This is a genomic window from Cryobacterium sp. N19, assembly GCF_002929595.1.
Classification (GTDB): Bacteria; Actinomycetota; Actinomycetes; order Actinomycetales; family Microbacteriaceae; genus Cryobacterium; species Cryobacterium flavum.
The window spans coordinates 36666-63037 of the sequence record NZ_PJJR01000054.1 but is presented as its reverse complement, the minus strand read 5'-3'; the positions used below and the strand labels follow the sequence as shown (position 1 = coordinate 63037).

Annotated in this window: 25 protein-coding genes; 16 read left to right on the top strand and 9 right to left on the bottom strand. The window is 66.1% G+C overall.

What is annotated here, in order from left to right; genetic code table 11:
- Positions 1-15 precede the first annotated feature (15 nt).
- From CXY78_RS18455 to CXY78_RS18435, 5 genes are all read left to right on the top strand, one after another.
- On the top strand, positions 16-2967 hold the full coding sequence (locus CXY78_RS18455) for an FAD-binding and (Fe-S)-binding domain-containing protein (RefSeq protein ID WP_199182638.1): 2952 nt from the start codon (positions 16-18) through the stop codon (positions 2965-2967).
- The gene (locus CXY78_RS18450; RefSeq protein ID WP_104090603.1) at positions 2964-4448 is read left to right on the top strand and encodes an NAD-dependent succinate-semialdehyde dehydrogenase; all 1485 of its coding nucleotides are present in this window, start codon (positions 2964-2966) and stop codon (positions 4446-4448) included. Before CXY78_RS18455 ends, CXY78_RS18450 begins: the two co-directional genes overlap by 4 nt.
- 79 nt (positions 4449-4527) lie before the next feature.
- Positions 4528-5700: a M24 family metallopeptidase gene (locus CXY78_RS18445; RefSeq protein WP_104090601.1), complete on the top strand. Its 1173-nt coding sequence runs from the start codon at positions 4528-4530 to the stop codon at positions 5698-5700.
- Between the two features lie 58 nt (positions 5701-5758).
- Positions 5759-6970, top strand: a complete 1212-nt coding sequence (locus tag CXY78_RS18440) for a PLP-dependent aminotransferase family protein (RefSeq protein WP_233197500.1) — start codon at positions 5759-5761, stop codon at positions 6968-6970.
- A gap of 6 nt (positions 6971-6976) precedes the next feature.
- Positions 6977-8212 (top strand): M20 family metallopeptidase, encoded by a 1236-nt coding sequence (locus tag CXY78_RS18435; protein WP_233206238.1) that lies wholly within the window; start codon positions 6977-6979, stop codon positions 8210-8212.
- Positions 8213-8229: 17 nt separating this feature from the next.
- On the opposite strand, the gene CXY78_RS18430 is transcribed toward CXY78_RS18435, so the two are convergent.
- The gene (locus CXY78_RS18430) at positions 8230-8910 is read right to left on the bottom strand and encodes a GntR family transcriptional regulator (RefSeq protein WP_104090597.1); all 681 of its coding nucleotides are present in this window, start codon (positions 8908-8910) and stop codon (positions 8230-8232) included.
- A 268-nt stretch (positions 8911-9178) separates the two neighbouring features.
- Here CXY78_RS18430 and CXY78_RS18425 point away from each other — a divergent pair, with 268 nt between their 5' ends.
- Positions 9179-10669 (top strand): phosphotransferase, encoded by a 1491-nt coding sequence (locus tag CXY78_RS18425; protein ID WP_104090595.1) that lies wholly within the window; start codon positions 9179-9181, stop codon positions 10667-10669.
- 132 nt (positions 10670-10801) lie between these two features.
- Positions 10802-11989 carry a M12 family metallopeptidase gene (locus tag CXY78_RS18420; protein WP_199182637.1) on the top strand — a complete coding sequence of 396 codons (1188 nt, stop codon included), beginning with the start codon at positions 10802-10804 and terminating at the stop codon, positions 11987-11989.
- Here the strand turns inward: CXY78_RS18420 and CXY78_RS18415 are convergent.
- Together CXY78_RS18415 and CXY78_RS18410 are read right to left on the bottom strand one after the other, a co-directional pair.
- Complete coding sequence (locus CXY78_RS18415) at positions 11960-12382, bottom strand: YbaY family lipoprotein (protein WP_140425736.1); 423 nt, start codon at positions 12380-12382, stop codon at positions 11960-11962. The two genes, CXY78_RS18420 and CXY78_RS18415, sit on opposite strands and share 30 nt — an antisense overlap.
- 25 nt (positions 12383-12407) lie before the next feature.
- On the bottom strand, positions 12408-12743 hold the full coding sequence (locus CXY78_RS18410; protein ID WP_233206237.1) for a cupin domain-containing protein: 336 nt from the start codon (positions 12741-12743) through the stop codon (positions 12408-12410).
- Positions 12744-12844: 101 nt separating this feature from the next.
- On the opposite strand from CXY78_RS18410, the gene CXY78_RS21290 reads away from it, so the two are divergent.
- Complete coding sequence (locus CXY78_RS21290) at positions 12845-12988, top strand: hypothetical protein (protein WP_166792444.1); 144 nt, start codon at positions 12845-12847, stop codon at positions 12986-12988.
- Positions 12989-13021: 33 nt separating this feature from the next.
- Here the strand turns inward: CXY78_RS21290 and CXY78_RS18405 are convergent, their stop codons facing one another.
- A complete protein-coding gene (locus CXY78_RS18405) occupies positions 13022-13861 on the bottom strand; it encodes a Ku protein (protein ID WP_104090592.1) in 840 nt (279 codons plus the stop codon).
- A gap of 71 nt (positions 13862-13932) precedes the next feature.
- Here CXY78_RS18405 and CXY78_RS18400 point away from each other — a divergent pair, with 71 nt between their 5' ends.
- Entirely contained in the window at positions 13933-16407 is a 2475-nt protein-coding gene (locus CXY78_RS18400; protein ID WP_104090591.1) for an ATP-dependent DNA ligase, read from the top strand.
- On the opposite strand, the gene CXY78_RS18395 is transcribed toward CXY78_RS18400, so the two are convergent.
- A complete protein-coding gene (locus CXY78_RS18395) occupies positions 16381-16848 on the bottom strand; it encodes a VOC family protein (RefSeq protein WP_104090589.1) in 468 nt (155 codons plus the stop codon). The genes CXY78_RS18400 and CXY78_RS18395 overlap by 27 nt on opposite strands.
- A gap of 144 nt (positions 16849-16992) precedes the next feature.
- Here CXY78_RS18395 and CXY78_RS18390 point away from each other — a divergent pair, with 144 nt between their 5' ends.
- Together CXY78_RS18390 and CXY78_RS18385 are read left to right on the top strand one after the other, a co-directional pair.
- Positions 16993-17328 (top strand): hypothetical protein, encoded by a 336-nt coding sequence (locus CXY78_RS18390; protein ID WP_104090587.1) that lies wholly within the window; start codon positions 16993-16995, stop codon positions 17326-17328.
- Positions 17329-17337: 9 nt separating this feature from the next.
- Positions 17338-18339: a glutathione S-transferase family protein gene (locus CXY78_RS18385; RefSeq protein ID WP_104090585.1), complete on the top strand. Its 1002-nt coding sequence runs from the start codon at positions 17338-17340 to the stop codon at positions 18337-18339.
- A 20-nt stretch (positions 18340-18359) separates the two neighbouring features.
- Here CXY78_RS18385 and ligD read toward each other — a convergent pair whose 3' ends face one another.
- Positions 18360-19382 (bottom strand): non-homologous end-joining DNA ligase, encoded by a 1023-nt coding sequence (gene ligD, locus CXY78_RS18380; RefSeq protein WP_104090584.1) that lies wholly within the window; start codon positions 19380-19382, stop codon positions 18360-18362.
- Between the two features lie 85 nt (positions 19383-19467).
- Between ligD and CXY78_RS18375 the strand changes: the two genes are divergently transcribed.
- The 3 genes from CXY78_RS18375 (at position 19468) to CXY78_RS18365 (ending at position 21675) form a co-directional block, all read left to right on the top strand.
- A complete protein-coding gene (locus tag CXY78_RS18375) occupies positions 19468-20727 on the top strand; it encodes an MFS transporter (RefSeq protein ID WP_104090582.1) in 1260 nt (419 codons plus the stop codon).
- 30 nt (positions 20728-20757) lie between these two features.
- Positions 20758-21246 (top strand): DUF427 domain-containing protein, encoded by a 489-nt coding sequence (locus CXY78_RS18370; RefSeq protein WP_092339640.1) that lies wholly within the window; start codon positions 20758-20760, stop codon positions 21244-21246.
- Between the two features lie 111 nt (positions 21247-21357).
- A complete protein-coding gene (locus CXY78_RS18365) occupies positions 21358-21675 on the top strand; it encodes a DUF6457 domain-containing protein (RefSeq protein ID WP_092339639.1) in 318 nt (105 codons plus the stop codon).
- An 18-nt stretch (positions 21676-21693) separates the two neighbouring features.
- Here CXY78_RS18365 and CXY78_RS18360 read toward each other — a convergent pair whose 3' ends face one another.
- Positions 21694-23991, bottom strand: a complete 2298-nt coding sequence (locus CXY78_RS18360; RefSeq protein WP_104090581.1) for an FdhF/YdeP family oxidoreductase — start codon at positions 23989-23991, stop codon at positions 21694-21696.
- A 153-nt stretch (positions 23992-24144) separates the two neighbouring features.
- Between CXY78_RS18360 and CXY78_RS21285 the strand changes: the two genes are divergently transcribed.
- Together CXY78_RS21285 and CXY78_RS18355 are read left to right on the top strand one after the other, a co-directional pair.
- Positions 24145-24309, top strand: a complete 165-nt coding sequence (locus tag CXY78_RS21285) for a hypothetical protein (RefSeq protein ID WP_092339637.1) — start codon at positions 24145-24147, stop codon at positions 24307-24309.
- 190 nt (positions 24310-24499) lie between these two features.
- Entirely contained in the window at positions 24500-24967 is a 468-nt protein-coding gene (locus tag CXY78_RS18355) for a hypothetical protein (RefSeq protein WP_092339636.1), read from the top strand.
- On the opposite strand, the gene CXY78_RS18350 is transcribed toward CXY78_RS18355, so the two are convergent.
- A complete protein-coding gene (locus CXY78_RS18350) occupies positions 24954-25628 on the bottom strand; it encodes a hypothetical protein (protein WP_134505354.1) in 675 nt (224 codons plus the stop codon). The genes CXY78_RS18355 and CXY78_RS18350 overlap by 14 nt on opposite strands.
- 94 nt (positions 25629-25722) lie before the next feature.
- Positions 25723-26199 carry a DUF2231 domain-containing protein gene (locus tag CXY78_RS18345; protein ID WP_104090579.1) on the bottom strand — a complete coding sequence of 159 codons (477 nt, stop codon included), beginning with the start codon at positions 26197-26199 and terminating at the stop codon, positions 25723-25725.
- Between the last annotated feature and the right edge of the window lie 173 nt (positions 26200-26372).

Below are 26372 nucleotides of genomic sequence, written 5' to 3'. Positions count from 1 at the left end.
CGATAGCCTCGCCCAATGCCCCAGATGCCACTCACGCTGACTTCCGATCGATTCCGCTCGCTGCGGGACGGCGGAATCGAGGTGGACACGGCGCCCCGCCGCCTGAGCGAGTACAGCTACGACGCCAGCAACTATCGGGTCGCGCCGGTCGCCGTGATCTTTCCGCGCAGTGTGGCTGACGTGGTGGCGGTCGCCCGGTTCGCAAGTGAGCAGGGCATTCCGCTGGTCAGCCGCGGCGGCGGCACCTCGATGGCCGGAAATGCCGTCGGGGCGGGAATCGTGCTCGACTTCTCCCGCTACCTCAACAGCATTCACTCCATCGACCTGGCCGCGCGGACGGCCGTGGTCGACGCCGGAGTCATCCTTTCCACCCTGCAACGCGAGGTCACGGCCTCATCCAACGGCACGCTGACTTTCGCGCCCGACCCGTCCAGTCGCACCCGCGCCACGATCGGCGGAGCGATCGGCAACGACGCCTGCGGCAATCACTCGGTACGGCACGGGCGCACCTCCGACCACGTGCTCGCGCTCGACTTGGTGACGACAGCCGGCATCCGCTTGACCGCCACGCGCACCGGCCTGCAGGCCACCGATCAAGCGGATGCCGCCGCCGTCACGCTCGCCTCGACCCTCACCGCTGGGCTGCGGCAGTTGGCCGCCGACCATCTGACGGAATTTCGGCTCGAACTCGGCCAGATCGCCCGGCAGGTGTCGGGCTATCACCTCTCGCATCTGCTGCCCGAGCACGGCTTCGACGTGGCCCGCTCCCTCGTCGGCAGCGAGGGAACCTGCGCCATCGTCGTCGCAGCGACCGTGCAGCTCGTACCCCAACCGCAGGCCGCCCTGCTGCTGAGCCTCGGCTACGACGATGTCGTCGACGCCGCCCGCGACGTGCCCACCATTCTCGCGTTCTCCCCCGCCGCCATCGAGGGCATCGACGAGGCGATCGTGCAGACCATGCAGGCCCGTCGGGGCCTGGACTCGGTGCAGGGACTGCCGGCTGGCAAGGCCTGGCTCTACATCGATATCGACGGCGACGACCCGGTCGCCGTCGCGGCCGAGGGCGAGAAGTTGCTGGCACGACTGCGGGAAAATGGGCGGATGCGGGCCGGCCGCGCCGTGCCGGACCTCGCCGAACGTGCCTCCCTCTGGCGGGTACGTGAAGACGGCGCCGGCCTGTCGGCCCGGCTCGCGAGCGGCGGGGAATCCTGGCCCGGCTGGGAAGACTCCGCCGTCGCCCCGGAGAATCTCGCCGCATACCTGGAAGACTTTCGCAACCTGATGGCGCAGTTCGACCTGACCGGCGTCATCTACGGGCACTTCGGCGCCGGCTGCATGCACGTGCGCCTCACCTTCGACCTGCGCAGCGCCGAAGGTCGCCAGATCATGGACGACTTCACCCGCGCCGCCGCCGAACTCGTGGTGCGGCACGGCGGCTCCATCTCGGGCGAGCACGGCGACGGGCGTTCCCGCTCGGCTCTGCTGCCACTGATGTACTCCCCGGCCATGATGGGCGCGTTTGCCCAATTCAAGGCACTCTGGGACCCGAACCAGCTGCTCAACCCCGGCTCAATCGTCGCCCCGGAACCAACGGTTGAGCACCTGGCCCTCACGGACGTGCCGAACCGGGCCTGGCGTACGAGCTTCGATCTCACCCCGGTCGGTCAGCACGGATCTGAGGCCGGCTCTGGGCTCGACCCGTTCAGTCACGCCGTGCAGAGCTGCGTCGGCATCGGTCGCTGCCGGAGCGACGCCGGCGGAGTCATGTGCCCGAGCTACCGGGCCACCGGCGACGAGAAGGATTCCACCCGCGGCCGGGCCCGCGTGCTCCAGGATATGATTCGCGGCGCCGACACCGTGCAGGCGGGCTGGCGTTCCGAGGACGTGCGCGAGGCTCTCGACCTCTGCCTGTCGTGCAAGGCCTGCTCGAGCGACTGCCCGGCCGGCGTCGACATGGCCACCTACAAATCCGAGTTCTTCGACCACTACTACGAGGGACGGCTGCGGCCCATCTCGCACTACTCGCTCGGCTGGCTGCCGCGTTGGCTGAAACTGACCGGGCTGATGGCGCCGCTGGTGAACCTCGTGCTGAGCAGTCCGCTCGGCACGCTCATTGCCCGACTCGGCGGCGTCACGACCAAGCGGCGCCTGCCGCGGTTCCACGCGGCATCCGCCTGGCGCCGCACGCTTTCACCGTCCCTGTCACGGCAGGCCAGCACGGGCCCGGCCGACGTCGTGCTGTTCGTCGACACCTTCACCCGCGGTTTTCGCCCCGACGTCGCCGGCTCAGCCCAGCGGGTGCTGCAATCGGCCGGCAAAACCGTTGAGTGCTCGGCCGAGGCCTGCTGCGGCCTCACCTGGATCTCCACCGGCCAGTTGTCCACCGCCCGCCGCCTGCTCACCAACGTCGCCGCCGCGCTCGACGATGGCACCGACCGGCCGATCGTCGTGCTCGAGCCCAGCTGCGCGGCCGCCCTGCGCAAGGACCTGCCCGAACTCGTGCCCACCGCCGCCGCCCGCCGGGTGTCGAAGCGCATCCGCAGTTTCGCCGGCGCCGTGACCGAACTGGCCGCCGGCGGCTGGCAGCCCACCTGGGCTGGCGGCCAGGCTCCGAACAGCGTCACCGTGCAGGCACACTGCCACGAGTACTCGGTCTTCGGCGCGAACGCTCAGAAAGCGGCCCTGACCGCGGTCGGTATTCGTGACGTGCTGGAGGCGACCGGATGCTGCGGCGTGGCCGGCAACTTCGGCTTCGAGAAGGATCACTACGAGCTCAGCATGACCGTCGCCGAGCAGGCCCTGGCGCCAGCGCTACGCGCACTGCCGCCGCAACAGGCCGTGCTGACCGACGGGTTCAGCTGCCACATGCAGGTGCAGCAGCTCGACCCAAATCGTCAGACCCACCATCTCGCCCAACTCCTTGACCCCGCACGCACTGCTAGCACTCGACCAAAGGACACCCCATGACCCCCACCGCAACACTCCCGGTCGCTCTCGACGCGGCCACGATCATCGCCACGATCAACACGGGGTTGTTCATCGACGGTGCCTGGAGGCCCGCTCTGTCCGGGGCGACCTTCGCCGTCGAAAACCCTGCCACCAGCGTCGTGCTAGCCCACGTCGCTGACGGCGGCCCAGCGGATGCTGATCTCGCCATCCAGGCGGCCGGTCGCGCCCAGAAGGCCTGGGGCAAGACCTCGCCGCGTTCGCGCAGCGAGATTCTGCGCCGCGCCTACGACCTGCTGATGAGCCGGCAGGAAGAGCTCGCCCTCGTCATCACCTCCGAGATGGGCAAGCCGCTCGCCGACGCACGCGGCGAGGTCGCCTACGCTGCGGAGTTCTTTCGCTGGTTCTCCGAGGAAGCCGTGCGCGTCGGCGGCGACCACACGATCACCGGCGACGGCAAGCACCGCATCCTGGTGACCCGCGAACCGGTCGGGCCCTGCGTACTCGTCACCCCGTGGAACTTTCCGCTCGCCATGGGCACCCGCAAGATCGGCCCGGCCATCGCCGCCGGCTGCACGATCGTGTTCAAGCCGGCCGAACTCACACCGCTCACCTCGCTCGCTCTCGTTGACATTCTGGTGGAGGCCGGCCTTCCGGCCGGGGTACTGAACGTCGTCACCACGTCGAAGGCCGGCAGCGTCGTCGAACCGTGGATGGACAGCGGCATCGCCCGCAAGGTGAGCTTCACCGGCTCCACCGCCGTCGGCAAGCTGCTGCTGGAGCAGGCCAGCCGCAACGTCATGCGCTCCTCGATGGAGCTCGGCGGAAACGCCCCGTTTATCGTCTGCGCCGACGCCGACCTCGACCGGGCCGTCGATGGAGCGATGGTCGCCAAGATGCGCAACATGGGTGAGGCCTGCACCGCCGCGAACCGCATGTTCGTGCACCGGTCCGTGGCGACCGAGTTCGCCGCGAAACTGGCCCAGCGCATGAGCGAGCTCAGCGTCGGTGATGGCGCTGCCGACGGCGTGAACGTCGGCCCACTGATCGAGGAGAAGGCACTGCTGAAGGTGCAGGGCCTGGTCGATGACGCGGTGGCGCGCGGGGCATCCGTTGTGGTCGGCGGCTCGCGTGAGGGCGGCGCCGGCTATTTCTACCAGCCCACCGTGCTCGGAAACGTCAGCCCCGACTCGCTCCTCATGAACACCGAGATCTTCGGCCCGGTTGCCCCGGTGGTGCCGTTCGACACCGAAGATGAGGCGGTAGAACTCGCCAACAACACGCCCTGGGGCCTGGTGGGCTACCTCTATACTCAGGACATCGACCGGGCCTTTCGCCTCGGCGAAGACCTCGAGGTGGGAATGCTCGGGCTCAACACCGGCATGGTGTCCAACCCGTTCGCCCCGTTCGGCGGGGTCAAGCAATCCGGCCTGGGCCGCGAGGGCGGCAAGCTTGGCATCGACGAGTACCTCGAGTACAAGTACCTCGCGATCCCGCGCTGACCGGCCTCCCTGGGCCTTGCCCCCAGCACTCCCAGGCTGTAGATTGTAAACAATAGGCAATACCGATGTAAGGGATCCCGTGCTCTTCACCAGCAGCGAGTATGCCGAACGACTAGCCAATGTGCGCCGCCGAATGGAGGCCCAGGGGCTCTCCAGCCTGTTGGTCACCGACCCGGCCAACCTGAACTATCTCACCGGCTACAACGCCTGGTCGTTTTACACCCCGCAGGTACTATTTGTTCCGCTGACCGGCGACCTGCTGTTCTTTCTGCGGGCGATGGATGCCCAGGGCGCCTTTCGCACCGCGTGGCTGCCGCCGGGCAACATGATCGGCTACCCCGAAAGTTTCGTGCACCGCCCGCACCTACACCCCTTCGACTGGGTCGCGGACGCCCTGCGCGCGCGCGGCCTGGTCGAACCGAACCGGGTCGGCCTCGAGATGGACTCGCAGTTCTTCTCTCCCAAGGCGTATCGCGCCCTCGAAACCGGTCTGCCCGAATGGACCTTCGTCGATGCGGTCGAGTTGGTCAACTGGGTGCGCGTCATCAAAACGGATGCCGAGATCGCGCAGATGAGGCTCGCCGCGAGAGTCGCCGAGTCGGCCATGACCGCAGCGGTGGAACACGTAAGAGTCGGCGTGCGCCAGTGCGATGCCGCCGCCGCCATCTCCCAGGCTCAGATCGCGGGCACCCCCGAAATCGGCGGGGACTACACCGCGATCGTGCCGATGCTCCCCACCGGGGTGGAGGCCGACACGCCCCACCTCACCTGGAACGACCAGCCGTTTGAGGACGGCCAGGCCGTGATCGTTGAGCTGGCCGGTGCCCATCACCGCTACCACGTGCCGATGGCGCGCACGATCGTTCTTGGGCAGCCGAGTGACCAACTCGCCCGGCTCGCCGACGCCATCAACGACGGACTCAGCTCCGTGCTCGACCTCGTACGCCCCGGCGTCGGTACCCGCGACCTTGCCGAGGCGTGGAATGTGACGCTCGCTCGGTATGGACTCGAGAAACCCTCCCGGATCGGCTATTCCATCGGCCTGGCCTACCCGCCGGACTGGGGCGAACGCACCGTGAGCCTGCGCGGCGAAGACGACACCGTGCTGCAGGAGAACATGACCTTCCATCTGATCGGCGGCATGTGGATGGAGAACTTCGGCTGCGAGCTCAGCGAATCCATTCGGGTCACCGCGACCGGCGTGGAGACCTTCACCAGCTTTCCCCGGCGCCTTCTCACTTCCCATTCCTAACCCCGAACACGCAACACCGACGCTCGATGAACTGCGATATCCGATGAAAAGTTCCACCATGCCCCTCGCCCGCCGTGCCGAAAACCTGATCGGGTCGGTGATCGACTCCAGCACCTCGCTGCTCGCCGCCCAGGAACACGACATCGTGCGCTTTGCCATGGGCTCCCCCGCCGACGATGCAGTACCCCTTGAGGCGTTCCGTGAGATCGCCGCGAGCCGCTTCGATCACAGTTCCTTCACCTATGGCGCCACCGAGGGTGAGCCCGGTCTGCTGTCGAACCTCGTCGACTACCTGTCGACCACGCCTGACCCGACCAGCGCCGAGCGCATCACCATCACCACCGGCGGAATGCAGGGCCTCGACCTGGCCTGCAAGATTTTCGTCGACCCGGGTGACCTCGTGATCGTCGAGTCCCCCACCTATACCAACGGGTCGGCGACCGCGCTGAGCTACGGCGCCGAACTGCTCGAAGCGCCGATCGACGAGAACGGTCTTATCGTCGAGGCGCTGCCCGAGCTGGTCGCCCGGGCCGGTGGCACGCCCAAGGCCATCTACGTCATCCCCAACTTTCAAAACCCGTCTGGCACCACCCTGTCGCTGGCCCGCCGTGAACTCTTGATCGAGCTCGCGCACCAGTGGAATGCCGTCATCATCGACGACGACCCCTACGGCCTGCTCCGCTTTGCTGGCACCGACATTCCTAACTTTCAGACGCTCAGCCCGAACGACCCGCTGCTGTTCTCGGTGCGCACCTTCTCCAAGATTCTCGCGCCCGGTCTGCGGGTGGGCTGGGTCGACACCGACCCCGCCGTGCGCCAGCTGGTCATCAACGCCAAGCAGACCATGGATACCTGCACCAACATTCCCGGCCAGCACATTCTCACCGAGTTCATCCGCCGCGGCAGCCTCGATGCCCACCTCGATTTTCTGCGCATCGAATACCGCGCCCGTAAGGAGGCGATGCAGGCCAGCCTGCGCCGCCACCTCGGCGATCGCGTCACGATGACCGACCCCGAGGGCGGCTTCTTTCTCTGGCTCACCCTGCAGGGAGCGGATGCCGCCACCTCCACCCAGGCGCTGTTCAAAACGGCCCTGGCCGAGGGCGTCGCCTTCATTCCGGGGCCGGCCCTGTCGCCGAGCGGCCGGTTCGATGACGCCCTGCGCCTGTGCTTCGCGTCGACCAGCCCCGAGCGCACCGAGGAAGGCGTCATTCGCCTCACCCGGGCCCTCGACCGTGCCAGCGCCGCGCGCGAGACCGATCTACTCTGAGAACCGATGATGACCACAACGACCACTGAAGGCGTGCTCAGCGACACCGAGTCCCGTGTACTCGACCTCATCACCGAGCAGAGCATTGTCGATCTCGCCTCCGCGCTCATCGCTGCGGCCGGGGAGAACCCAGGCGGCACCGAGAACGACACGGTGAGCGTGCTGCGCGCCGCCTGCGCGGCGCACGGTCTCAGCACGAGGGTGACCGAGGTCGCCCCCGGGCGCCCCAACCTCGTGGCCACCCTGACGGGAGGAACAGCGCCCGGCCTCATGTTTCTCGGCCACTCCGACGTCGTCCCGGCCGGCGAGGGCTGGAGCCGCGACCCCTTCGTGCCGATGCGACACGGCGACCGGCTGATCGGGCGTGGGTCCACCGACATGAAGGGCGGCCTGGCCGCCATCGTGCTGGCCCTGGCCGCCATCAAGCGCGCCGACGTGACCCTGGCCGGCCCGGCCGCCCTGTTCTGCACGGTCGATGAGGAAGATCTGGGGCTCGGCATCCGCTCCCTGACTGCGGCCGCGTCAGCCGCCGGTGGTATCGGCCACTACAGGGCCTGCGTGGTCGCCGAACCGACCGACCTGCACACCGTCATCGCCTGCCGCGGCGACGCCTACATTGAGCTGACCGTGCAGGGTAAGTCCGCGCACTCCGGTCGCCCGGCCGATGGGCGCAATGCCATCAGCGCCGCCTCGAAGATCATTGCGCTCATTCTGGCCGATCACGCACGGCTGCAGGCGAACCAGGATGACCTGCTCGGCGCGGGCAGTTGGAACGTCGGCCGCATCGAGGGTGGTGACGGCACCTCGATGGTCGCGGCCGACTGCCGGGTCTGGCTCGATCGGCGTCTCATGCCGGGCGAAGACCCGCAGCAGATCGTGGCGGCCCTCTCCGCCCAGGTCACGGCGGCCGGCATCGACCGTGCTGGCATCACCGTGACCTTCGAGGTGACCATGGAGATGCCCGGCTTTCGCACCAGCGCCCAGAGTCCGATCGTAATCCAGACCGTCGCTGCAGCGGCAGACGCGGGAGGCGGGGAAAGCCCGATCGGCGGGTGGAGCGCCGCCTGCGACGGCGGCTTCATCGACCGCGAGTTCGGCATTCCGACGATCGTGTTCGGGCCTGGCGACCTCAACCACCAGGCCCACCAGATCGATGAATCGGTGAGCGTCACCGAACTGGTCTGCGCCGCCCGCGCCTATGCTCTGCTCTGCCTGCGGCTGGTCGGCGAGGTCACCCCGTAGCAGCGCCGGTTTCGGACTCAACCGACCGAAACAGATGCCGGTGCGGTAGTCAGTCGCGCCAGCGCGTCGTCTTCGTGGTCACTCAACCGGCTTTCGGCCAACGGACCATCCCCGCCCAGCACAGCCTCGGCGATGCCGCGATGCTCAGCGATCCACTCCTCGGTGACCCGGTACGAGTCCTGCAGCACGGTCAGGCACATGCGCGTCTCGGTCATGAGCGTGCTGTGGATACGTGCGAGGCTGCGGCTGCCGCTCAACGCGACGAGGTGTTCGTGGAAGGCCATGTCGGCGTCGCTCATGGCGGCGCGGTCGCCGGAGGCGGCCGCATTCTCCATCTCGGATACCTTGGCCAGCAGGTCTTCACCGGCGGCGACGTGGTCGGCGCGCACGAGCAGCTTGCAGGCGGCCGATTCGATGGCGGTGCGCAGCACGTACATGTCGCGAATCTCAGCATCCGTCATTTCGATGACAAACAAGCCCCGGTTGCGAATACTGACCAGCAGGCCCTCCTGGGTCAGCCGTTGCATCGCTTCGCGCAGCGGACCCCGGCTGACGCCGAGCTCGCGGGCGAGTTCGGCCTCGCCCAGTTGAGCCCCGGGAGCCACCTCGCCGTGTGCGATCGCGTACCGAAGCTTGCGGGCGATGATCGACGGGGTGGATTCCTGGATGACGGGTTCCAATGAATATCGCTGGGGCATACCCTTCACAGTTCTTCCTTGGGTGAATGTCTGAATTGCATGGAATGAGAATTTCATTGACGATGTGACGCAGTTCAGCGGTCTGTCAATTGTTTACAATTCTAGCGCAAGCTCTCGAAAATGTCGTCGGATTCGAGAAATCCCGTTTGGGGGGCTTGACGAACGGTCGTCCATCGAATATCGCCGGCCGAGAATCCGCTGGGGCGTCGGCGTGACGACCCACACGCATCCTCGGGCGTAATCCGGGAGAGGAGGCTACGCTGGCGGCATGATCGATGGAGAGCGCGCCCAGAATGCACACGGCTCCAGCAATCCCGACCTCGCCCCGAACCATCGGGGTACTCCGCTGCCCGACTATGTGAACGCATGGGTCGCGGGGCAGCGCTGGTTCGGCAATAAAGGGCAGGTACCGGCCCTGCGCAGCATCGGCCATTTCTCGCTGGACTCGCTCGAGGCCGGAGTGAGCATCCGCGTTGACCTCATGTTGGATACCGCGAGCCTGGGAATCACTCTGTACCAACTGCCCACAACTGAGCGCGTCTCTGAACTGCCCGGTGCGGCCAATGCCCTGATCACCGTGCGCCAGCCCGGTTCTGATCACGCACGCTTCATCTACGACGCGGCCTACGATCCGGCCTTCGCTGCCGCCGTACTCACATTCATGGAGCTGCAGGGCGTATCGGTCTCCAGCCTGCCCTCAACCGATCGTGCCGCCGCCAGTGCGCGCGGCGACGATCTGCGATCGGGTTCAGCGGCCCCGTCGCAGACCGTGGTGACCTCCAGCCGCGTACTCCGCGGTGAGCAATCCAATACCTCGATCATCGTGGAGCGCACGGACGCTGCCGGAGCGCCGACGATGCCGATCATCTGCAAGGTGTTTCGTATCATTCATGCCGGCGAGAATCCGGACGTGACGGTGCAGGCTGCCTTGGCGAGCGCCGGATCAGCGCGGATCCCGCTGCCGTTCGGCGCCATCCTCGGCCAGTGGGATGACCCCGCCGAACCGGGCGGCCGTGCCGTCGGACACCTGGCCTTCGCCCAGGAGTTTTTACCCGATGCTCCGGATGCCTGGCGCACCGCCCTGGTCGCCGCTGCCGCCGGCACCGACTTCACGGGCCCATCTTTTCGACTGGGGCAGGCCACCGCTGATGTGCACGCCGACCTCGCCCGAACCCTTCCGACCCTGGATGCCACCCCCACCGTGATCGCGGACGAAATGGCGAAGATGCGCCTGCGCTGCAGCCAGACCTTGGACGAAGTGCCGGTTCTGGCCGCCTACCGCGATGCCATCGAGGCGGTGTTCGTCCGGGCCGAGGCGGCAGCTTGGCCGCGGCTGCAACGCATTCACGGTGATTTCCATCTCGGCCAGGTGCTCGATGTCAACGGCCGTGGCTGGGTGCTCCTGGACTTTGAGGGGGAGCCGCTGCGTACCCTGCGCGAGCGCACGCAACCCGACATTCCGCTGCGCGACGTTGCGGGCATGCTGCGTTCGTTCTCGTATGTGGCGGGGGCGATGGCCGAAACAACGGATGCCCTGCCCACTTTTTTTGAGTGGGCCACGGCCTGCCGCAACGCCTTCCTCGACGGTTACTCCGAACGGTCCGGCATCAAGCTGGCCGAACAGAGCGCGCTCCTCGATGCGTTCGAACTCGACAAAGCACTCTACGAAGCAGTGTACGAGATTCGCAATCGCCCCACCTGGCTGCCCATCCCCCTCGCCGCGATCGAACGGCTGGTCGCGCCGTCGCACATCGAGTAACGCTCCGATAACGCCTGCCGGCGTAGCTTGACCGCCAGTGGGCACTGGTACCACTTGCGGCACAGCGCTCATTCCGGCACCGCCAATTCCGGCCCGTGCCAGGAGGGAACAGAGGACACAAGGAGCAGTTCCATGGCAGTAAACAATTCCGGCCCTGGCGGGGACCAGAAATTCGTCAGTGAGGGTGAATTTCAGGCAGGAGAGTCGGCCTCCGGTATCATCTCCGGCGTCACCTTCGGACCGACGGAAGTGGTCTACTACAAGGTCAACAGCCTGGCGGTCTTCGAGGGTGACATTGTGCTGGGCACCGTCGCCGAACTGGAGCAGAGCAAGGATCAGGCGAACCAGGACGACGGTCCCGCCCGGGCCGTCATCATCACCGGCGCGCGGTTTCGCTGGCCGAACGCGCAGGTTCCGTTTCAGATCAACGCCGCCCTCCCCTACCAGCAGCGGGTGCGGGACGCGATCACGCACTGGGAGGCGCGCACGCCCATCCGTTTTTCGGAACGCACCCCGGCCAATGCCGCTCAATTTCCCAACTTCGTCGAGTTCAGCGATGCCGGCGGATGCTGGTCGATGCTCGGTATGCAGGGTAACGGCCTGCAGACCATCAGTTTGGGTACCGGCTGCACGAACGGCAACGCCATCCACGAGATCGGCCACGCGGTCGGTCTCTGGCACGAACAGAGCCGCGAAGACCGCAACACCTTCGTGACCATCAACGCGGCCAACATCTCACCAGGTATGGAGAGCCAGTTCGACCAGCACATCGTCGACGGTGATGACGTCGGCGGCTATGACTACGGCTCGATCATGCATTACCCGCGCACCGCGTTTTCAAAGAATGGGCTAGAGACCATCACCCCGGTGCAGGCCGAAGCCCAGATCGGCCAGCGCACGGCCCTGTCGGCCGGTGACATCGCGGCGGTCAACTTCATGTACCCACAAACGCCCAGGGCAAGTTCGAGCCCGGTCGTGTCGTGGGGACCGAACCGGCTCGACGCCTTCGTGCTCGGCACCAATCGTGCGGTGTTCCACAAGTGGTTCAGCGGAGCCTGGGGGCCGTCGGTCACCGGCTACGAGAACATGGGCGGCATCGCGACCTCACAGCCGCGCGTGGTGTCCTGGGCACCCGGGCGGCTCGACGTGTTCCTGACCGGAACCAACAGCACGCTGTTCCACAAGTGGTTCAACGGAGCAGCGTGGGGTCCGTCGCTCACCGGCTACGAGAGTCTCGGCGGCGTGATCACGTCGTTCGACGAGGCTGAGGCGCGTGCCGTTGCCGAGGGTTCAGACTCGCAGAACCGGGACACGAACTGACGCGAGGCCGGGCAGAACCGGGTCAGGCAGCACCGGGTGGGACTGCGTTGAGACGAAGTCCCCCTCGGTGATGTCCGGCCGTTCGGTCACGTCCGGTTCCCGCCGCATCCGCGCGCTCACGTGCACCCGCACGTTCAGCCGCCGCACGGAGTCGAGCGCATCGGCGGGTACGGTCACGGCAAAGTTCACGTCGCGATCGGACAGTTCGCTGCGGGGCGGCGCGGGAATCTGAAACCGGGACCGGCCCACGATCGTGCTGGGGGCATCCGCTTTCGACACGTCTTCCACCAGCACCGTGACCGTGCACGGCGATTGCGGTCGTTGCTCGGGTGCGAACTCGACGACGCCGTGCAGGGTCGCGCTCTCACCCCGGGCGCTTGCCGATTCGGTCATGCCGCACAGCATACCCGGAGCCGAGCTATTTGGCGGTGATGGAGAGAAAGGTGATGGGCAGCTCGAGCAGTTGCAGCGGGCCGTGCGGGCCCTCGCCGTCGAGCAGCAGCGAGTCGCCGGGCACCATGGTGTTTTTGTAGGGGCCGTGGCCGTAGACCATTTTGCCGGTCAGCATGTAGAGAAACTCCGTGCCGGCGTGCTGGAACAGCGGAAAGATGTCCGAGGCGTCGGTGAGCGTGACGAGGGTGGGCTCGATGGCGTCCGTGAGCCCCTTGAGCGAGCCGAGCACGCGGTATTCGTGGCCGTGCTGGGTGCCGCTGCGCACGCTCAGGCTGCCCTCGCCGCTCTTGGCGTGCTGCACACGATGTTCGTGTACAAAGCCAAGGCGTACCCGTTCTGGTATCTCATTCCGGAGTGAGTCGCACGCATCCACTTTGCCACCGAGTTAGAAGGAAGAACACCATGGACACCGCCCAAGCCCACATCGACGTCGCGCCGCTGCCGAGCGCCCGCGAACTGAGACGACGCAGCAACGTGCTGGTTCAGCTCGTGCGCTTTCTGCAGCTCAACGTAAAGATGTACCTGCTCGCCAAGCGCCACCACTGAGGTTCGCCTCGCGCGAACCGTGAAGCTGCCCGATCAGGAGGCGGAACGGGCCCGCTTCGCCTTCTCGTGCGGCTTGGGCTTGGCCCGATCGCGGCTGGCCTCGACGCTGCGCCGCAGGGCCTCCATTAGGTCGAGTACCTCGCCGCCCTCGCCCTCATCCTCGGTTTCACCGAAGGTGACCTCGGTCGACACAGCCTCGCCGCTTTTCAGTTTGGCCTCGATCAGCGCCCGCAACTCGTCCTGGTAGTCGTCGGTGAAGGCATCCGGTGCGAAGTCGGCCGCGAACGACTCGACCAGCGCGGCCGACATGTCCAGTTCCTTGGCGCTGATGTTCACCAGCTCGTCGAGGGACGCGAACTTGGCCTCGCGCACCTCGTCGTCCCACAGCAGGGATTGCAGCATGAGCACGTCGCCGTGCACACGCAGCGCTCCGAGCCGGGTCTTCTGCCGCAGCGCGAAGTGCACGATGGCCGTCCGATCGGTGGCTTCAAGCGTGCGACGCAGCAGCACATAGGCCTTCGACGACTTGCCGTCGGGTTCGAGAAAGTAGCTCTTGTCGAGCATGATCGGGTCGATCTGGTCGCTCGGCACGAATTCGACCACGTCGATCTCCTTGCTGCGCTCGGAGGGGAGCGTGGCGAAATCGTCCGCCGTGAGCACCACGGCCTGCTCACCGTCCTCGAAAGCCTTGTCGATGTGGTCGCATGGAACGACCTTGGCGCAGATCTCGCACCGGCGTTGATAGCGGATGCGCCCCCCATCGGCATCGTGCACCTGGTGTAGCGACACGTCGTGGTCTTCAGTTGCGCTATACACCTTGACGGGCACATTGACGAGCCCGAAGGTGATCGCACCGGTCCAGATGCTTCTCATTCGACCAGTACACACCCGAATGAGACATTTTTCGCCTAGTAGACCCGCGGTTTCTGCGGCACAGTTGATGCATGAACGCCAGCAGTCAGGTGGTTTCCGTTGAGGGGCACCGCATTTCGCTCACCCACCTCGACAAGGTGCTGTACCCGGAGACCGGCACCACCAAGGCTGACGTGCTGGCCTACTACGCGGCCGTCGCCGACGTGCTCATTGGCCACGCGGCGAACCGACCGGCCACCCGAAAACGCTGGGTGCACGGCGTCGGCACGAATGAGAGCCCCGGCCCGATGTTCTTCCAGAAGAATCTGGAACCCGGGGCGCCGAGCTGGGTGAAACGGCGTGAGATTCAGCACAAGGACCACGTGAACATCTACCCGCTGGTGAACGACCTCGCCACCCTCACCTGGCTCGGGCAGATGAGCGCCCTTGAAATTCACGTGCCGCAGTGGCAGTTCGGCCGCACCGGCACCCAGCGCAATCCCGACCGGCTCGTGCTCGACCTCGACCCGGGTGAGGGCATCGGACTCGCCGAATGCGCGGAGGTGGCGCGGATGGCCCGCACGATTCTGCAGGACATGGGGCTGGAACCGATGCCCGTGACCAGCGGAAGCAAGGGCATCCACTTGTATGCGGCCCTCGACCTGTCGTACACCTCCGATCAGGTGTCGGCGGTGGCGCACGAACTGGCACGAGCCCTCGAAGCCGACCACCGCGACCTCGTCGTGAGCGACATGAAGAAGAGCCTGCGGCCCGGCAAGGTGCTGGTGGACTGGAGCCAGAACAACGCCGCGAAAACCACCATCACCCCGTATTCGCTGCGGGGGCGGAGCCACCCGATGGTCGCGACCCCGCGCACCTGGAAGGAACTGGCCTCGGCCGACCTCGAACAGTTCGACTACAAGCAGGTGCTCGCTCGTCTAAAACGGCGGGAGGATCCGCTCGCACAGCTGTCGGCCGGGTCGTTCGAGCACGCCGCCGCCGAGGTCGATTCGGCGTCCGCCCTGGTCACACCGGACCGCCTCACGGTGTACCGCGATAAGCGCGATGCGTCGAAGACCCCCGAGCCGGTTCCCGAGGCACCGGCCCTGGCCTCCACTGGCCAATCTTTCGTCATTCAGGAACACCACGCCCGCAGCCTGCACTGGGATTTTCGGCTGGAACACGACGGCGTACTGGTGTCCTGGGCGTTGCCGCGTGGCGTGCCGGTGTCGACCGCCCAGAACCGGCTTGCGGTGCACGTGGAGGATCATCCGCTCGAATACGGCAGTTTCGAGGGAAATATTCCAGTCGGAGAATATGGCGCCGGCGATGTATCCATCTGGGACCGCGGCGACTACGAACTCGAAAAATGGCGCGACGACGAGGTGATCGTGACCCTGCACGGTGAACCCGACGCCGGGCTCGGCGGCTCAGCCCGGTTTGCCCTGATTCGCACGAGCGACGGCCACGGCAGCAAACCAGCGAACAACTGGCTGATCCACCGCATGAAGCCACTCACCGGTGGCGCCGGCTCCCGCACGAATGCCCGCCCGCACAGCGCATCGGCGGCGAGCATCGCACCCGCACCGACGAAGCACACCTACTCCCCCATGTTGGCCGCTGCCGGTTCCGAAACCGACCTCGGCGGCGACGGCTGGGCCTTCGAAATGAAGTGGGACGGCATGCGTGCGCTCGCCTACGTGTCGCTGGCCGAGCAAAGCGTGCGCCTGGTCACCCGCAACGGGCACGACGTGACGGCGTCCTATCCCGATCTCGTCGCCGATCTGCTCGCCGGACTGGCGACCCAACCAGAAACGGATGCCGCGGTGCTCGGCGGCGAGATCGTGGCCGTCGACAAACGCGGCCGACCGAACTTCGGGCTATTGCAGACCCGCATGAAACTCACCGAGGAACGGGAAGTGGCGGCTGCCTCGAAACGTGCCCCGGTGCAGTTCATGCTCTTCGACCTGCTCGAACAAAACGGCCGCTCCCTGACCGGGCTCACCTACAGCGCGCGCCGGGACCGGCTGGAGAACGCGGTCACCGCGACCGGCTCCACGCAGGTGCCGCCACGGTTCGACGGTGATTTCTCCGAGGCGTTTCAGACCAGCCGTCAGCTCGGGCTCGAAGGGGTTATGGCCAAGCGGCTCGACGGCCGGTACACGGGCGGGCGCCGCTCCCACGACTGGGTGAAAATCAAACACTTTCGTACCCAGGAGGTCGTCGTGGGCGGCTGGCGGCCCGGCCGCGGCAACCGCACCGGCGCGATCGGGTCGCTGCTGCTCGGGGTGCCGGCCGATGCGGGCCTCCGCTACGTCGGGCGCGTCGGCACGGGGTTTGGGGAACGCGACCTCACCGACATCCGTTCTCGACTGACCCGGCTGGTGCGAAAAACCACACCGTTCAGTGACATTCCGCCAACGGATGCCCAGAGCGCCGTCTGGGTGCGCCCCACCCTCGTCGCCGAGGTGGAGTTCGCCGAATGGACAGCGACCGGTCGGCTGCGCCAGCCCTCGTGGCGGGGCTGGCGCCCCGACAAGTCACCGGGTGACGTCGTCGCGGACTGACTTCGTGCCGCTCGAGGAGGCCGCATCCGCCGTGGTCCCCGCGATGTTCACCATCCAGCTGGTGCCGAACTTGTCGACCAGCATGCCGAAGCTGTCACCCCACGGTGCCTTGCTGAGCGACCTGGTCGCGGTGCCGCCTTCGAGCAATTTCTCCCAGTACCCGGTCAGTTCGGCTTCGTCGTCGCCGCTGAGGGACACGGTGACGCTGCTGCTGGTGGGGAGTTCCATACTGCTGGGGGTGTCAGAAGCCATGAGCGAGAAACCGCTCGTAGTGGTCAGTTCCGAGTGCATGATCTTGTCCTTCTCGGCCGGATCGTCGCTCGCGTTGAATTCACCGAAGGTGCTGCGCGTAATCTCTCCGCCGAAGACACTCTGGTAGAAGTCCATGGCTTCGCGCGCGGTGTCGCGAAAACCGAGATACGGGTTGAGTCGACTGCTCATGGTCGTTCTCCTTATGTTGTCGGGGTGATGCTGTGATCATCGCCCGGATCAGTCGATCGCACGCAGCTCGGGGCACAGATTTTTCCGACAGCGTCGCCGTATTGCTCGGCGTGCTCACGGTGCGGAGGCGGGTACAGTGTGGGCATGAAGCTGATTGCCATCGACCCGCCCACCCGCAGTTTTTCGCGCTGGCTGACCGACGAAGAGATCGGACGGGTGATCGCCGCCAAGCGAGGCTGGCGTCAGTCGCCCGACGGCAGCGTGCTGGCCGGCAAGATTCGCAAGAACCGCGTCGCGGCTTCGCTCGCGCAACTCGGTGCTGCCGCCGTCTCCCGCGGCTGGGCCAGCCGGCCGCGGGTGGAACCGAGCGATAGCAGCGGCCCCACCCACATGATGTGGGGCATCATCGACGCACGCACCGACGCGGAGATCACGGCCGAACTCACGGCCGAACTTACAGCGGAGCCCGGCAGCGCGTAGCGTGGACGCATGAGCCTCGACCCCAGTTACATCACGCCCGGCCTGGATTTCAACCGCGACACCAATTACATCGAAGACCGCATCACCCAGGACGGCCGGGACGGCTGGCCGGTCGAACCGGGCCGGTACCGCCTGGTCGCGGCCCGCGCCTGTCCCTGGGCGAACCGCACCACCATCGTGCGCCGCCTGCTCGGCCTTGAGGGTGTGATCTCGCTCGGTCTGCCCGGCCCCACGCACGACAAGAACAGCTGGACCTTCGACCTCGACCCCGGCGGCCTCGACCCGGTGCTCGGCATCGAACGCCTGCAGCAGGCCTTCTTCGCCCGCTTTCCCGACTATCCCCGCGGCATCACCGTGCCGGCGATCGTCGATGTGCCAAGCGGTAAGGTCGTCGCCAACAACTACCCGCAGATCACCCTCGATTTCGAGACGCAGTGGACGCAGTACCACCGTCCCGGCGCCCCCGACCTCTACCCCGAGGTGCTGCGGGCCGAGATCGACGAGGTCGCCAACCTGATCTTTCACGACGTGAACAACGGCGTCTACAAGTGCGGTTTCGCCGGCAGCCAGAAGTCCTACGAGCGGGCTTACGACGCCCTGTTCGCGCGGCTCGACTGGCTCGAACAGCGCCTGGCCGGGCAGCGGTATCTCGTGGGCGACACGATAACCGAGGCGGACATCCGTTTGTTCACCACCCTGGCCCGGTTCGACTCGGTCTATCACGGGCATTTCAAGTGCAATCGCAACAAGCTCAGCGAGATGCCGGTGCTGTGGGCCTACGCCCGCGACCTGTTCCAGACCCCCGGGTTCGGCGACACCATCGACTTCGACCAGATCAAAAAACACTATTACGTGACCCACGTGGACATCAACCCGAGCGGCATCGTGCCTAAGGGACCGGATGCCGCAGCCTGGCTGGCCCCGCACGCTCGCGCCGACCTCGGCGGGCACCCGTTCGGCACTGGCACCCCGCCGGAGCCGCCCCTGCCATTCGAGCGCATAGCGAACTGACCGCGGGCTCGGGCGGCGGGCTAGCCGGGCTTCCTGGCGCGACTGGGCTGCACGCGCGGCGGCTCCCCCGGCATCTTCGGAAAGTCCGGCGGAAAGGGCAGTTCGCCGAGCCCGTTGGACAGATCGCGTTCCCACCACGAATACAGGGTGTCGATGGTGCCGGGGTGCCCATGCATCGTCGCCCACGGGTCGCCCTGGCTCCGCAGTCGATCCGGAACCGTCAGAATCGTGAATGCACGCGGGTCGGCCCCGGCGAGTTCGCTCCACTCCAGCGGGCAGGAGACCGGAGCGTGCGGCAGCGGCCGGGGGCTGTACGCGCCGGCCATGGTGCGATCGCGGTTGGCCTGGTTATAGTCGATGAAGATGCGCTCGCCCCGCTCTTCCTTCCACCAGTTCGTGGTGACCGTCTCGGGCATCCGTCGTTCCAGTTCGCGCGCGGCCGCAATGACCGCGTGCCGCACGTCGAGAAATTCGCGGGTGGGTTCGATCGGCGCGAAGACGTGCAGCCCGCGATTACCGGATGTCTTCACAAACGCCGTCAGGCCGGCTTCGGCGAGCAGGTTCTTCAGTTCCACGGCGACGGGAATGGTATCGGCGAAATCGGTTCCCGGCTGCGGATCCAGGTCGATGCGGAGTTCGTCGGGATTATCGGGGAGTTCGGCCCGGGACGGCCAGGGGTGGAACACGATCGTGTTCATCTGCACCGCCCACACCACGGCGGCCGGTTCGTCGAGCACGAGCTGCGGATGCGTGCGCCCGCTCGGGTAGACCACGGGTACGGCCCGCACATAGTCCGGTGCGCCCTTCGGCGGGTTCTTGGAGAAGAACTGCTCCCCGTCGATGCCGCCACTGAAGCGCTGCAGCGACACCGGACGGTCACCGTTGGCCCCAACAAACGCCTCCCCCACGTCGATGAAGTACTGGGCGAGGTCGAGTTTGGTGATTCCCGGCTCGGGCCAGAGCACCCGGGCCGGGCTCGACAGGCGCACCTCGCGCGCACCGTGCGGGCCGTCAACCGTCAGATTTACCGCATCAGGACTCATGCGCACACTGTAGCCAGATTCGTCACGGTGGGTGCGGCGCAGCCGGGTACTCTGAACGAGTGCCCCCAGTCCTGACCACCCGCAGATGACGCCCGCGCACCCGGGCCGGGCGGCGTCATCCTCGAGCTGGAACGGGCACTCGCACGGCAGCTCCGACTACCGCAAACTGCTCGCCGGACTGTTCTTCGCCGGCATCGCCACGTTCGCCCAGCTCTACTCGCCCCAGGCTGTGCTCGTCCAGATCGCCGGCGACGTGGGGGTCAGCGCAGCGGATGCCGCCCTCGTCATCTCCGCATCGACACTCGGCCTGGCCATCGGCGTGATTCCCTGGTCGCTCGTAGCCGACCGGCTCGGCCGGGTGCGGGCCATGTCGATCGCGGTGATCGCCGCCACGGTGTTCGGGCTGCTGGTGCCGTTCGCGCCCACCTTCTCGCTGTTGCTCACCGGCCGTTTCGTCGAAGGGTTGATGCTCGGCGGGGTGCCGGCGATCGCGATCGCCTACCTGAGCGAGGAGATCGAACCAAGGCACGCCGCCCGTGCGGCGGGCACCTACGTGGCCGGCACCTCGATCGGTGGACTGCTCGGGCGTCTCGTGGCCGGGCCGGTCACCGAACTGACCAACTGGCGGGTCGGCGTTTTCACCGTCGGCGTGCTCTGCGCGGTGTCGGCCGTGCTGTTCATCAGTCTGATTCCGGCGCCTCGCGGTTTTGTGCCGCGCCGGGCACGCGAACGCGGCACGGATCTCAGCCTGGTCAGGCTACTCGGCGCCAACCTCAAGTCACCGCGCCTGCTCGCGCTCTATGCCCAGGGGTTTCTGCTGATGGGCGGGTTCGTTGCCCTCTACAACTACCTCGGTTTTCGCCTAGCCCACGACCCTTTCAACCTTCCACAAGCCCTGATCAGTCTCGTCTTCGTGGCCTACCTCGCCGGCACCTGGTCGTCGGCCCAGGCCGGCATCCTGGCTGCCCGATTCGGACGCTGGTCGATTCTGCTCGGCTCGCTCGCCTGCATGACAGTGGGCGTACTTCTAACCCTGTCGAGCGTGCTCGTGGTCGTTCTGCTCGGCCTCGTGCTGGCCACGGCCGGCTTCTTTGCCGCGCACGCCGTGGCCTCCGGGTGGACCGGCGCCGAGGCCATGGTCGGTCGCGCTCAGGCATCATCGCTGTACAACCTGTCCTACTACGCCGGATCGAGCCTGTTCGGCTGGCTGGGCGGCGTGTTCTTCGTGCAGTGGGGCTGGGGCGGCACGGTCGGCATGGTCGCCGGTCTCGCGGTGCTGGCCGCCGCGCTGACCGTGGTCGCTCTGCGTCCCCGAAACCTGCGCCCCCACAGAACTGACAGCTGACTTCGCAGGTTACCGTTCTAGCATCGGGTCATGAATGAGCGAGTGAAACGCGATCCCCTCCGCCCGGGCCAGGAATCCGTCTGGGACTACCCGCGACCGCCGCGCGTCGAACACACCGGTGAGCACGTCACGATCGAACTCGACGGCGTGACGATCGCCGACACAACCGACGTGGTGCGGGTGCTGGAAACCAGCCATCCCCCGGTGTACTACCTGCCGCGCACGGCGTTCGACCCTGGCCTGCTGCAACCCGCACCGGGCCACAGCTACTGCGAATACAAGGGCGTCGCCGGCTACCTCACCGTCGGTTCAAGCGCCCGGGCCGCCTGGTTCTATCCCACGCCGACCGCAGGCTTCGAAACGCTGGCGGACCGGGTGGCTATCTACCCGGGAGCCATGGCGCGCTGCACCGTTGACGGTGAAACCGTGCGCGCGCAGGAGGGTGACTACTACGGCGGCTGGATCACGGCAAAAATCGCCGGACCGTTCAAGGGGGCCGCGGGCACGATGGGTTGGTAACGCGCGGTCGGCACTATTTCGTTGCACAGAATTCTCCGGCGAGGGTACCCTCAGATCAGCTAAGCATCCGATGCATCCGACACGTGAGACCCGACAACTCAAGGAGCTGCTGTGACGCATAACGCCGTAGACGAAAAGATCCTCCAGCAGTGGACCCGCCGGCTCAGCCAGGCCCTGCAGATTCTGGACCTGGAACTGGACAACCACCTCATTCTCAACGTCGCCGATGAGGCTGCTCACGCTGTCAGCCCCATGGCCGCCCCGATCACCACCTTCGTCGTCGGCTACGCCGCAGGCCTCGCCGCAGCCAACTCGACGATAGCCTCGCAGTTAGCGATCGCCCGGGCAGCGGAGATCGTGCTCGACGTCTGCCGGCAGCCCGCGGAGGAGAACCCCGACGAGGCCGGCTGGGTCAATACTGCTCAGTAACCATGGGCACACTAGCTTTCACGACTGGGCAGCAGGCTCCAATCGAATGATGACGGCCTTCGACACCGGCGTGTTACTGCCGTCGGCAACGCTGTCGAGCGGCACCAGCACGTTCGCCTCCGGATAGTACGCGGCAGCGCAGCCGCGCGGCGTCGGGTAGGCGACCAGCCGGTAGCCGCGCAGCACCCGGTCGACGTTGTCGCTGAACTCGCTGTGCACGTCGACCAGGTCGCCGTCACTGAAGCCGAGATTGATCAGGTCTTTCTTGTTGATGAAGACCACGTGCCGACCCTTCTTGATGCCACGGTAGCGATCGTCCAGGCCGTAGATGGTGGTGTTGAACTGGTCGTGGCTGCGCAGCGTCTGCAGCACGAGACGCCCGGGCGGCACCTCGAGGTGCTCCAGCGTGTTCGTGGTCAGCATGGCCTTGCCGGTGGGAGTGTTGAAGGTGCGGGAGTCGCGCGGGCCGTTCGGCAGCACGAAACCGCCCTCCTGACGGATGCGCTCGTTGTAGTTTTCGCAGCCGCCCACGACGTGCGAGATATGCTCGCGAATCAGGTCGTAGTCGGCCTCGAAACCGGCCCAGTCCACCGCCACCTTGTCGCTGAGTACCGCCCGGGCCAGGCGCGAGATGATCGCGACCTCGGAGAGCAGGTTCGTCGAGACCGGCTTGAGCTTGCCCCAGGACGGATGCACCGCGCAGACCGAATCTTCGACCGAGACGAACTGCTCCCCAGTGGCCTGCTCGTCAATCTCGGTGCGGCCCATGGTCGGCAAAATCAGAGCCTCCTCGCCGGTCACGGCGTGCGACCGGTTGAGCTTGGTGGAAATCTGCACGCTCATCTCCGTGCGCGCCATGGCAGCCTCGGCAATGCCGGTGTCGCTCATGGCTGCGACGAAATTGCCGCCAAGGCCCATCCACACCTTCATCTTTCCGTCCCGCATGGCGCGAACCCCGTCGACGGAGTCCACACCGTGCTTGCGCGGCGGATTGAAGCCGAACTCTTTTTCCAGTGCGTCGAGGAAGGCCGGCGGCATCTGCTCCCAGATGCCCATGGTGCGGTCGCCCTGCACGTTGCTGTGGCCGCGAATCGGCGAGGCGCCGGCACCGGGCTTGCCGATGTTGCCACGCAACAGCAGCAGGTTGATGATCTCCTTGATGGTCACGACGCCCTTTTTCTGCTGGGTGAGCCCCATCGCCCAGGTGATGATCACCCGATCGGCGCTGATATACCGCTTCGCCAGTTCATCGATTTGGGCCGCGCGCAGGCCCGTCGAGGCCAGCACCATCCGCTCGTCCAGCTGGGCGAGATGCTCGCGCAATTCGGCCAGTCCGTGACAGTGTTCATCGAGGAAGGCCTGGTCGAGCACGGTTCCGGGGCTGGCATCTTCGGCGTCGAGCACCCGTTTGGAGACGGCCTGCAGCAGCGCCATGTCACCGCCGATGCGGATCTGCAGAAACTGGTCGGCGATGTCGGTGCCGTGGCCGATGACCCCGCGCACTCGTTGTGGGTTCTTGTAGCGGCGAAGGCCCGCCTCGGGCAGCGGGTTGACCGCGACGATCTGGGCGCCAGCGTCCTTCGCCTCTTCGAGCGCGGTGAGCATGCGCGGGTGGTTGGTGCCGGGGTTCTGCCCCATGATGATGATCAGGTCGGACTTGGCGAAGTCGTCATAGCTGATCGTGCTCTTGCCGATACCGACGGTCTGACCCATGGCCCAGCCGGTGGACTCGTGACACATGTTGGAACAGTCGGGCAGATTGTTGGTGCCGTACGCGCGAGCGAACAGTTGGTAGGCGAACGCGGCCTCGTTGGAGGCGCGGCCGCTGGTATAGAACGCGGCCTGGTCGGGTGAGTCCAGGGCATTGAGCTTGGCGGAGATCACCCGAAAGGCTTCGGGCCAGCTGACCGGGCGGTAGTGGTCGCTGCCGGCCGGTTTGTAGACCGGTTCGACCAGCCGGCCCTGCATTCCGAGCCAGTATTCGCTCTTCTCACGCAGGTCGGCGAGCGAGTGCTCTGCCCAGAAGCTGGTCGGGATGGTGATCGGCGTCGCCTCCCAGGTGACCGCTTTGGCGCCGTTCTCGCAGAATTCGAAGGCCTTACGATGGTCAGGGTCTGGCCAAGCACAACTCATGCAGTCGAACCCGTCTTTCTGGTTCATCGACAGCAGCGCCCGCATGCCCCGCACAGCGCCCATCTGGGTGATCGCCGGCTCCATCGAGTGCAGCACGCCGGGTACGCCAGCGGCCCAGGATTTGGAGTGTGTGACCTCGATGTCGTCGTCGGTGACGTCGTTGATAGGAGGTTCACTACTCATGCTGCGCCGCTCTCGATCTGTTCAGCCGGCCACGTGGTCGATGCTCGAACGATACACCGACCGGGGCGGGAGCATTCGTTCGTCAGGTGTGAATTCTCTGTATACCCCCAAGGGTATAGTGTAGAGATACTTCCCCAACGAAAGGCACCCACCATGTGCAGAGCAGTCACCTGCAAGACCTGTCAGAAGACCACCTGGGCCGGCTGCGGCCAGCACGTCGACCAGGTTATGAAGGGCGTGCCCCGCAACCAGCGCTGCGAGGGACACGTGAAGGTGAAGTCCACCGGCGGCTTCTTCGCTCGCCTGATAGGTCGGTAGCCACCGGCTAACTGCTGAGGGTGATATCGGTGCACATGCTGTCTCCACGATTGCCAGATGCCTCGGGCACGGTGGACCCGATCGAAGCGCAACTCGTGGACGCGCGGGTTGGTTCCCGCATGACGTGACTGACCAACTTTACCTGCGTCGCCGTGGGCCGGTTGACGGTCGAACAATTACACTCAATGCAATGACCCCTTCTCAGCTTCTTGAAGCAGGCCCGCGCTCGCGTCGTTCGTGGCCACGACTGTTGGGCCAGCTGGCCCTCGGCACCCTACTCCTGCTGGCCGGAGTCAGCCATCTCACCTTCAATCGTGACGCTTTTCAGGCGCAGGTTCCCTCCTGGGTTCCCCTCGGCCCCGACCTCGTCGTTGTACTCTCCGGAATCGTCGAGATCGCCTTGGGACTCGCACTACTCGCGCTGCACCGTTGGCGCGTGGCTGTCGGCTGGACCGTGGCCGCGTTCTTTGTGGCCATCTTTCCCGGCAACATCTCGCAATTCGTCACGGCCACGGACTCGTTCGGGCTGAATTCGGATCTGTCGCGGGGCATCCGCCTCGCCTTTCAACCCCTGCTCGTCCTGTGGGCACTGTGGGCCACCGGTGCCTGGCGCGACAGCCGGCACCGTGACTCGGGTGCGCCACCTAGGTCGAGCTAGTGATGGGGTGTGAACGCAACCACACACCCGAGGCGGGGTGAAACGGCAGCAGCAGGTGCAGGAGGAGCCCGGACAATGCCGTGACGGTGACCGCTCCAATGGCGCCGAAATTCGTGAACTGCGCCTCGACGTTGCCGCCGACCAGCGTCGTCACGGTCCAGCCAAGCGCCCACAGCGCGGCCATACCGAGGGCCCACAGCCAGCGTCGACGCGTGCGTGGCGGCAACCCCACGGCCTGCGCCGCGCCGAGCACGATCCCGGTGATCGCTCCCATCAGGGCCAGCTCGGCCAACGTTGTGCGATAGTTGACGACGGTCGAGCCGAGCAGCAGCCCGACGCCCATGCCGATCCCAGTCAAGGGAATCCAGATCAACGGATCGAGGCGACGCCGACTGACCAACACCTGACCGACTCCGATGACAACCCCACAGACCGCGCCGCCGATCAGGGCCGCGACGGGATTACTGACCCGACCGCCCACCGCCGTGCCCGCCAGACCCGCGATCGGAAAAGCCAGGAACCCGACCAGCCAGATCAGCCAGGTAGAGAAAAAGGTGGGGTTACGAAAGCTGGGATTCCGACGGAGCCGCCGCGTGCTGGTCACGATTGCCTCCAGTCCTAAGCGCCGGTCGATGGGTGTGCTCCAGTCAGAAGAACGCATGACCGACACGCAAACATGTTACGCCTCGGCCGGTGCACCCTGACGGCCGGAAGGCTCACCAGAGGTCGCCAAGGTAACTGGAGCCGGAACTGCGCTATTGGGCCGGAGTGCCCATGTCTTCGGACCACACGGCAGTCGCCCCGCTGTGACCGATCAAAATGGCCTGCACCACTGTGCCCGACGAAGCCCCAAGCGCAGCAACGGCGATGGCGATGGCGACCCACTTCGGCGCGCGGGTCGTGGGTGCCTTCTTGAGGTTCCACCAGAACAGCACGGCGGCGATGAGGACCATTCCGATCACCCAGGGCAGCAAGCCCTCGGCCAGGTCTGCGTGAGTATCGATGAGGGCGCTCTCGGAAACCCGCTCCTCCAGGGCTTCCCCCGATTCAGTCGACAACGGCACGAGTACGAGCGCGGCCAGGGTCAGCCCGAGCGGCAGCAGCTTGGCCCAGCGGCGAAAACGCGGCCAGATTGCTGCCAGAAGCAGGACCAGCGCTGCGATCGGAACCACGACCTCGGTCGCGTGCACGATGAGCGGATGCATGGGCAGTCCGAAAAAGGTGTCAAACATGATTATCCCCACAGGTGAATCGTCTCGGCGCAGGTTCTTCCGATTGAACGTGCGTCTCTACGTCGATGCTAGGGACGGCCTTCTGCCACCGCCACGAAGGACAGCCTGCGCTAAGTGGATGCGGCGGTCCGGCCGAGGGCGAAACACGCCACCGTCTATTCCCGCTATTCCAG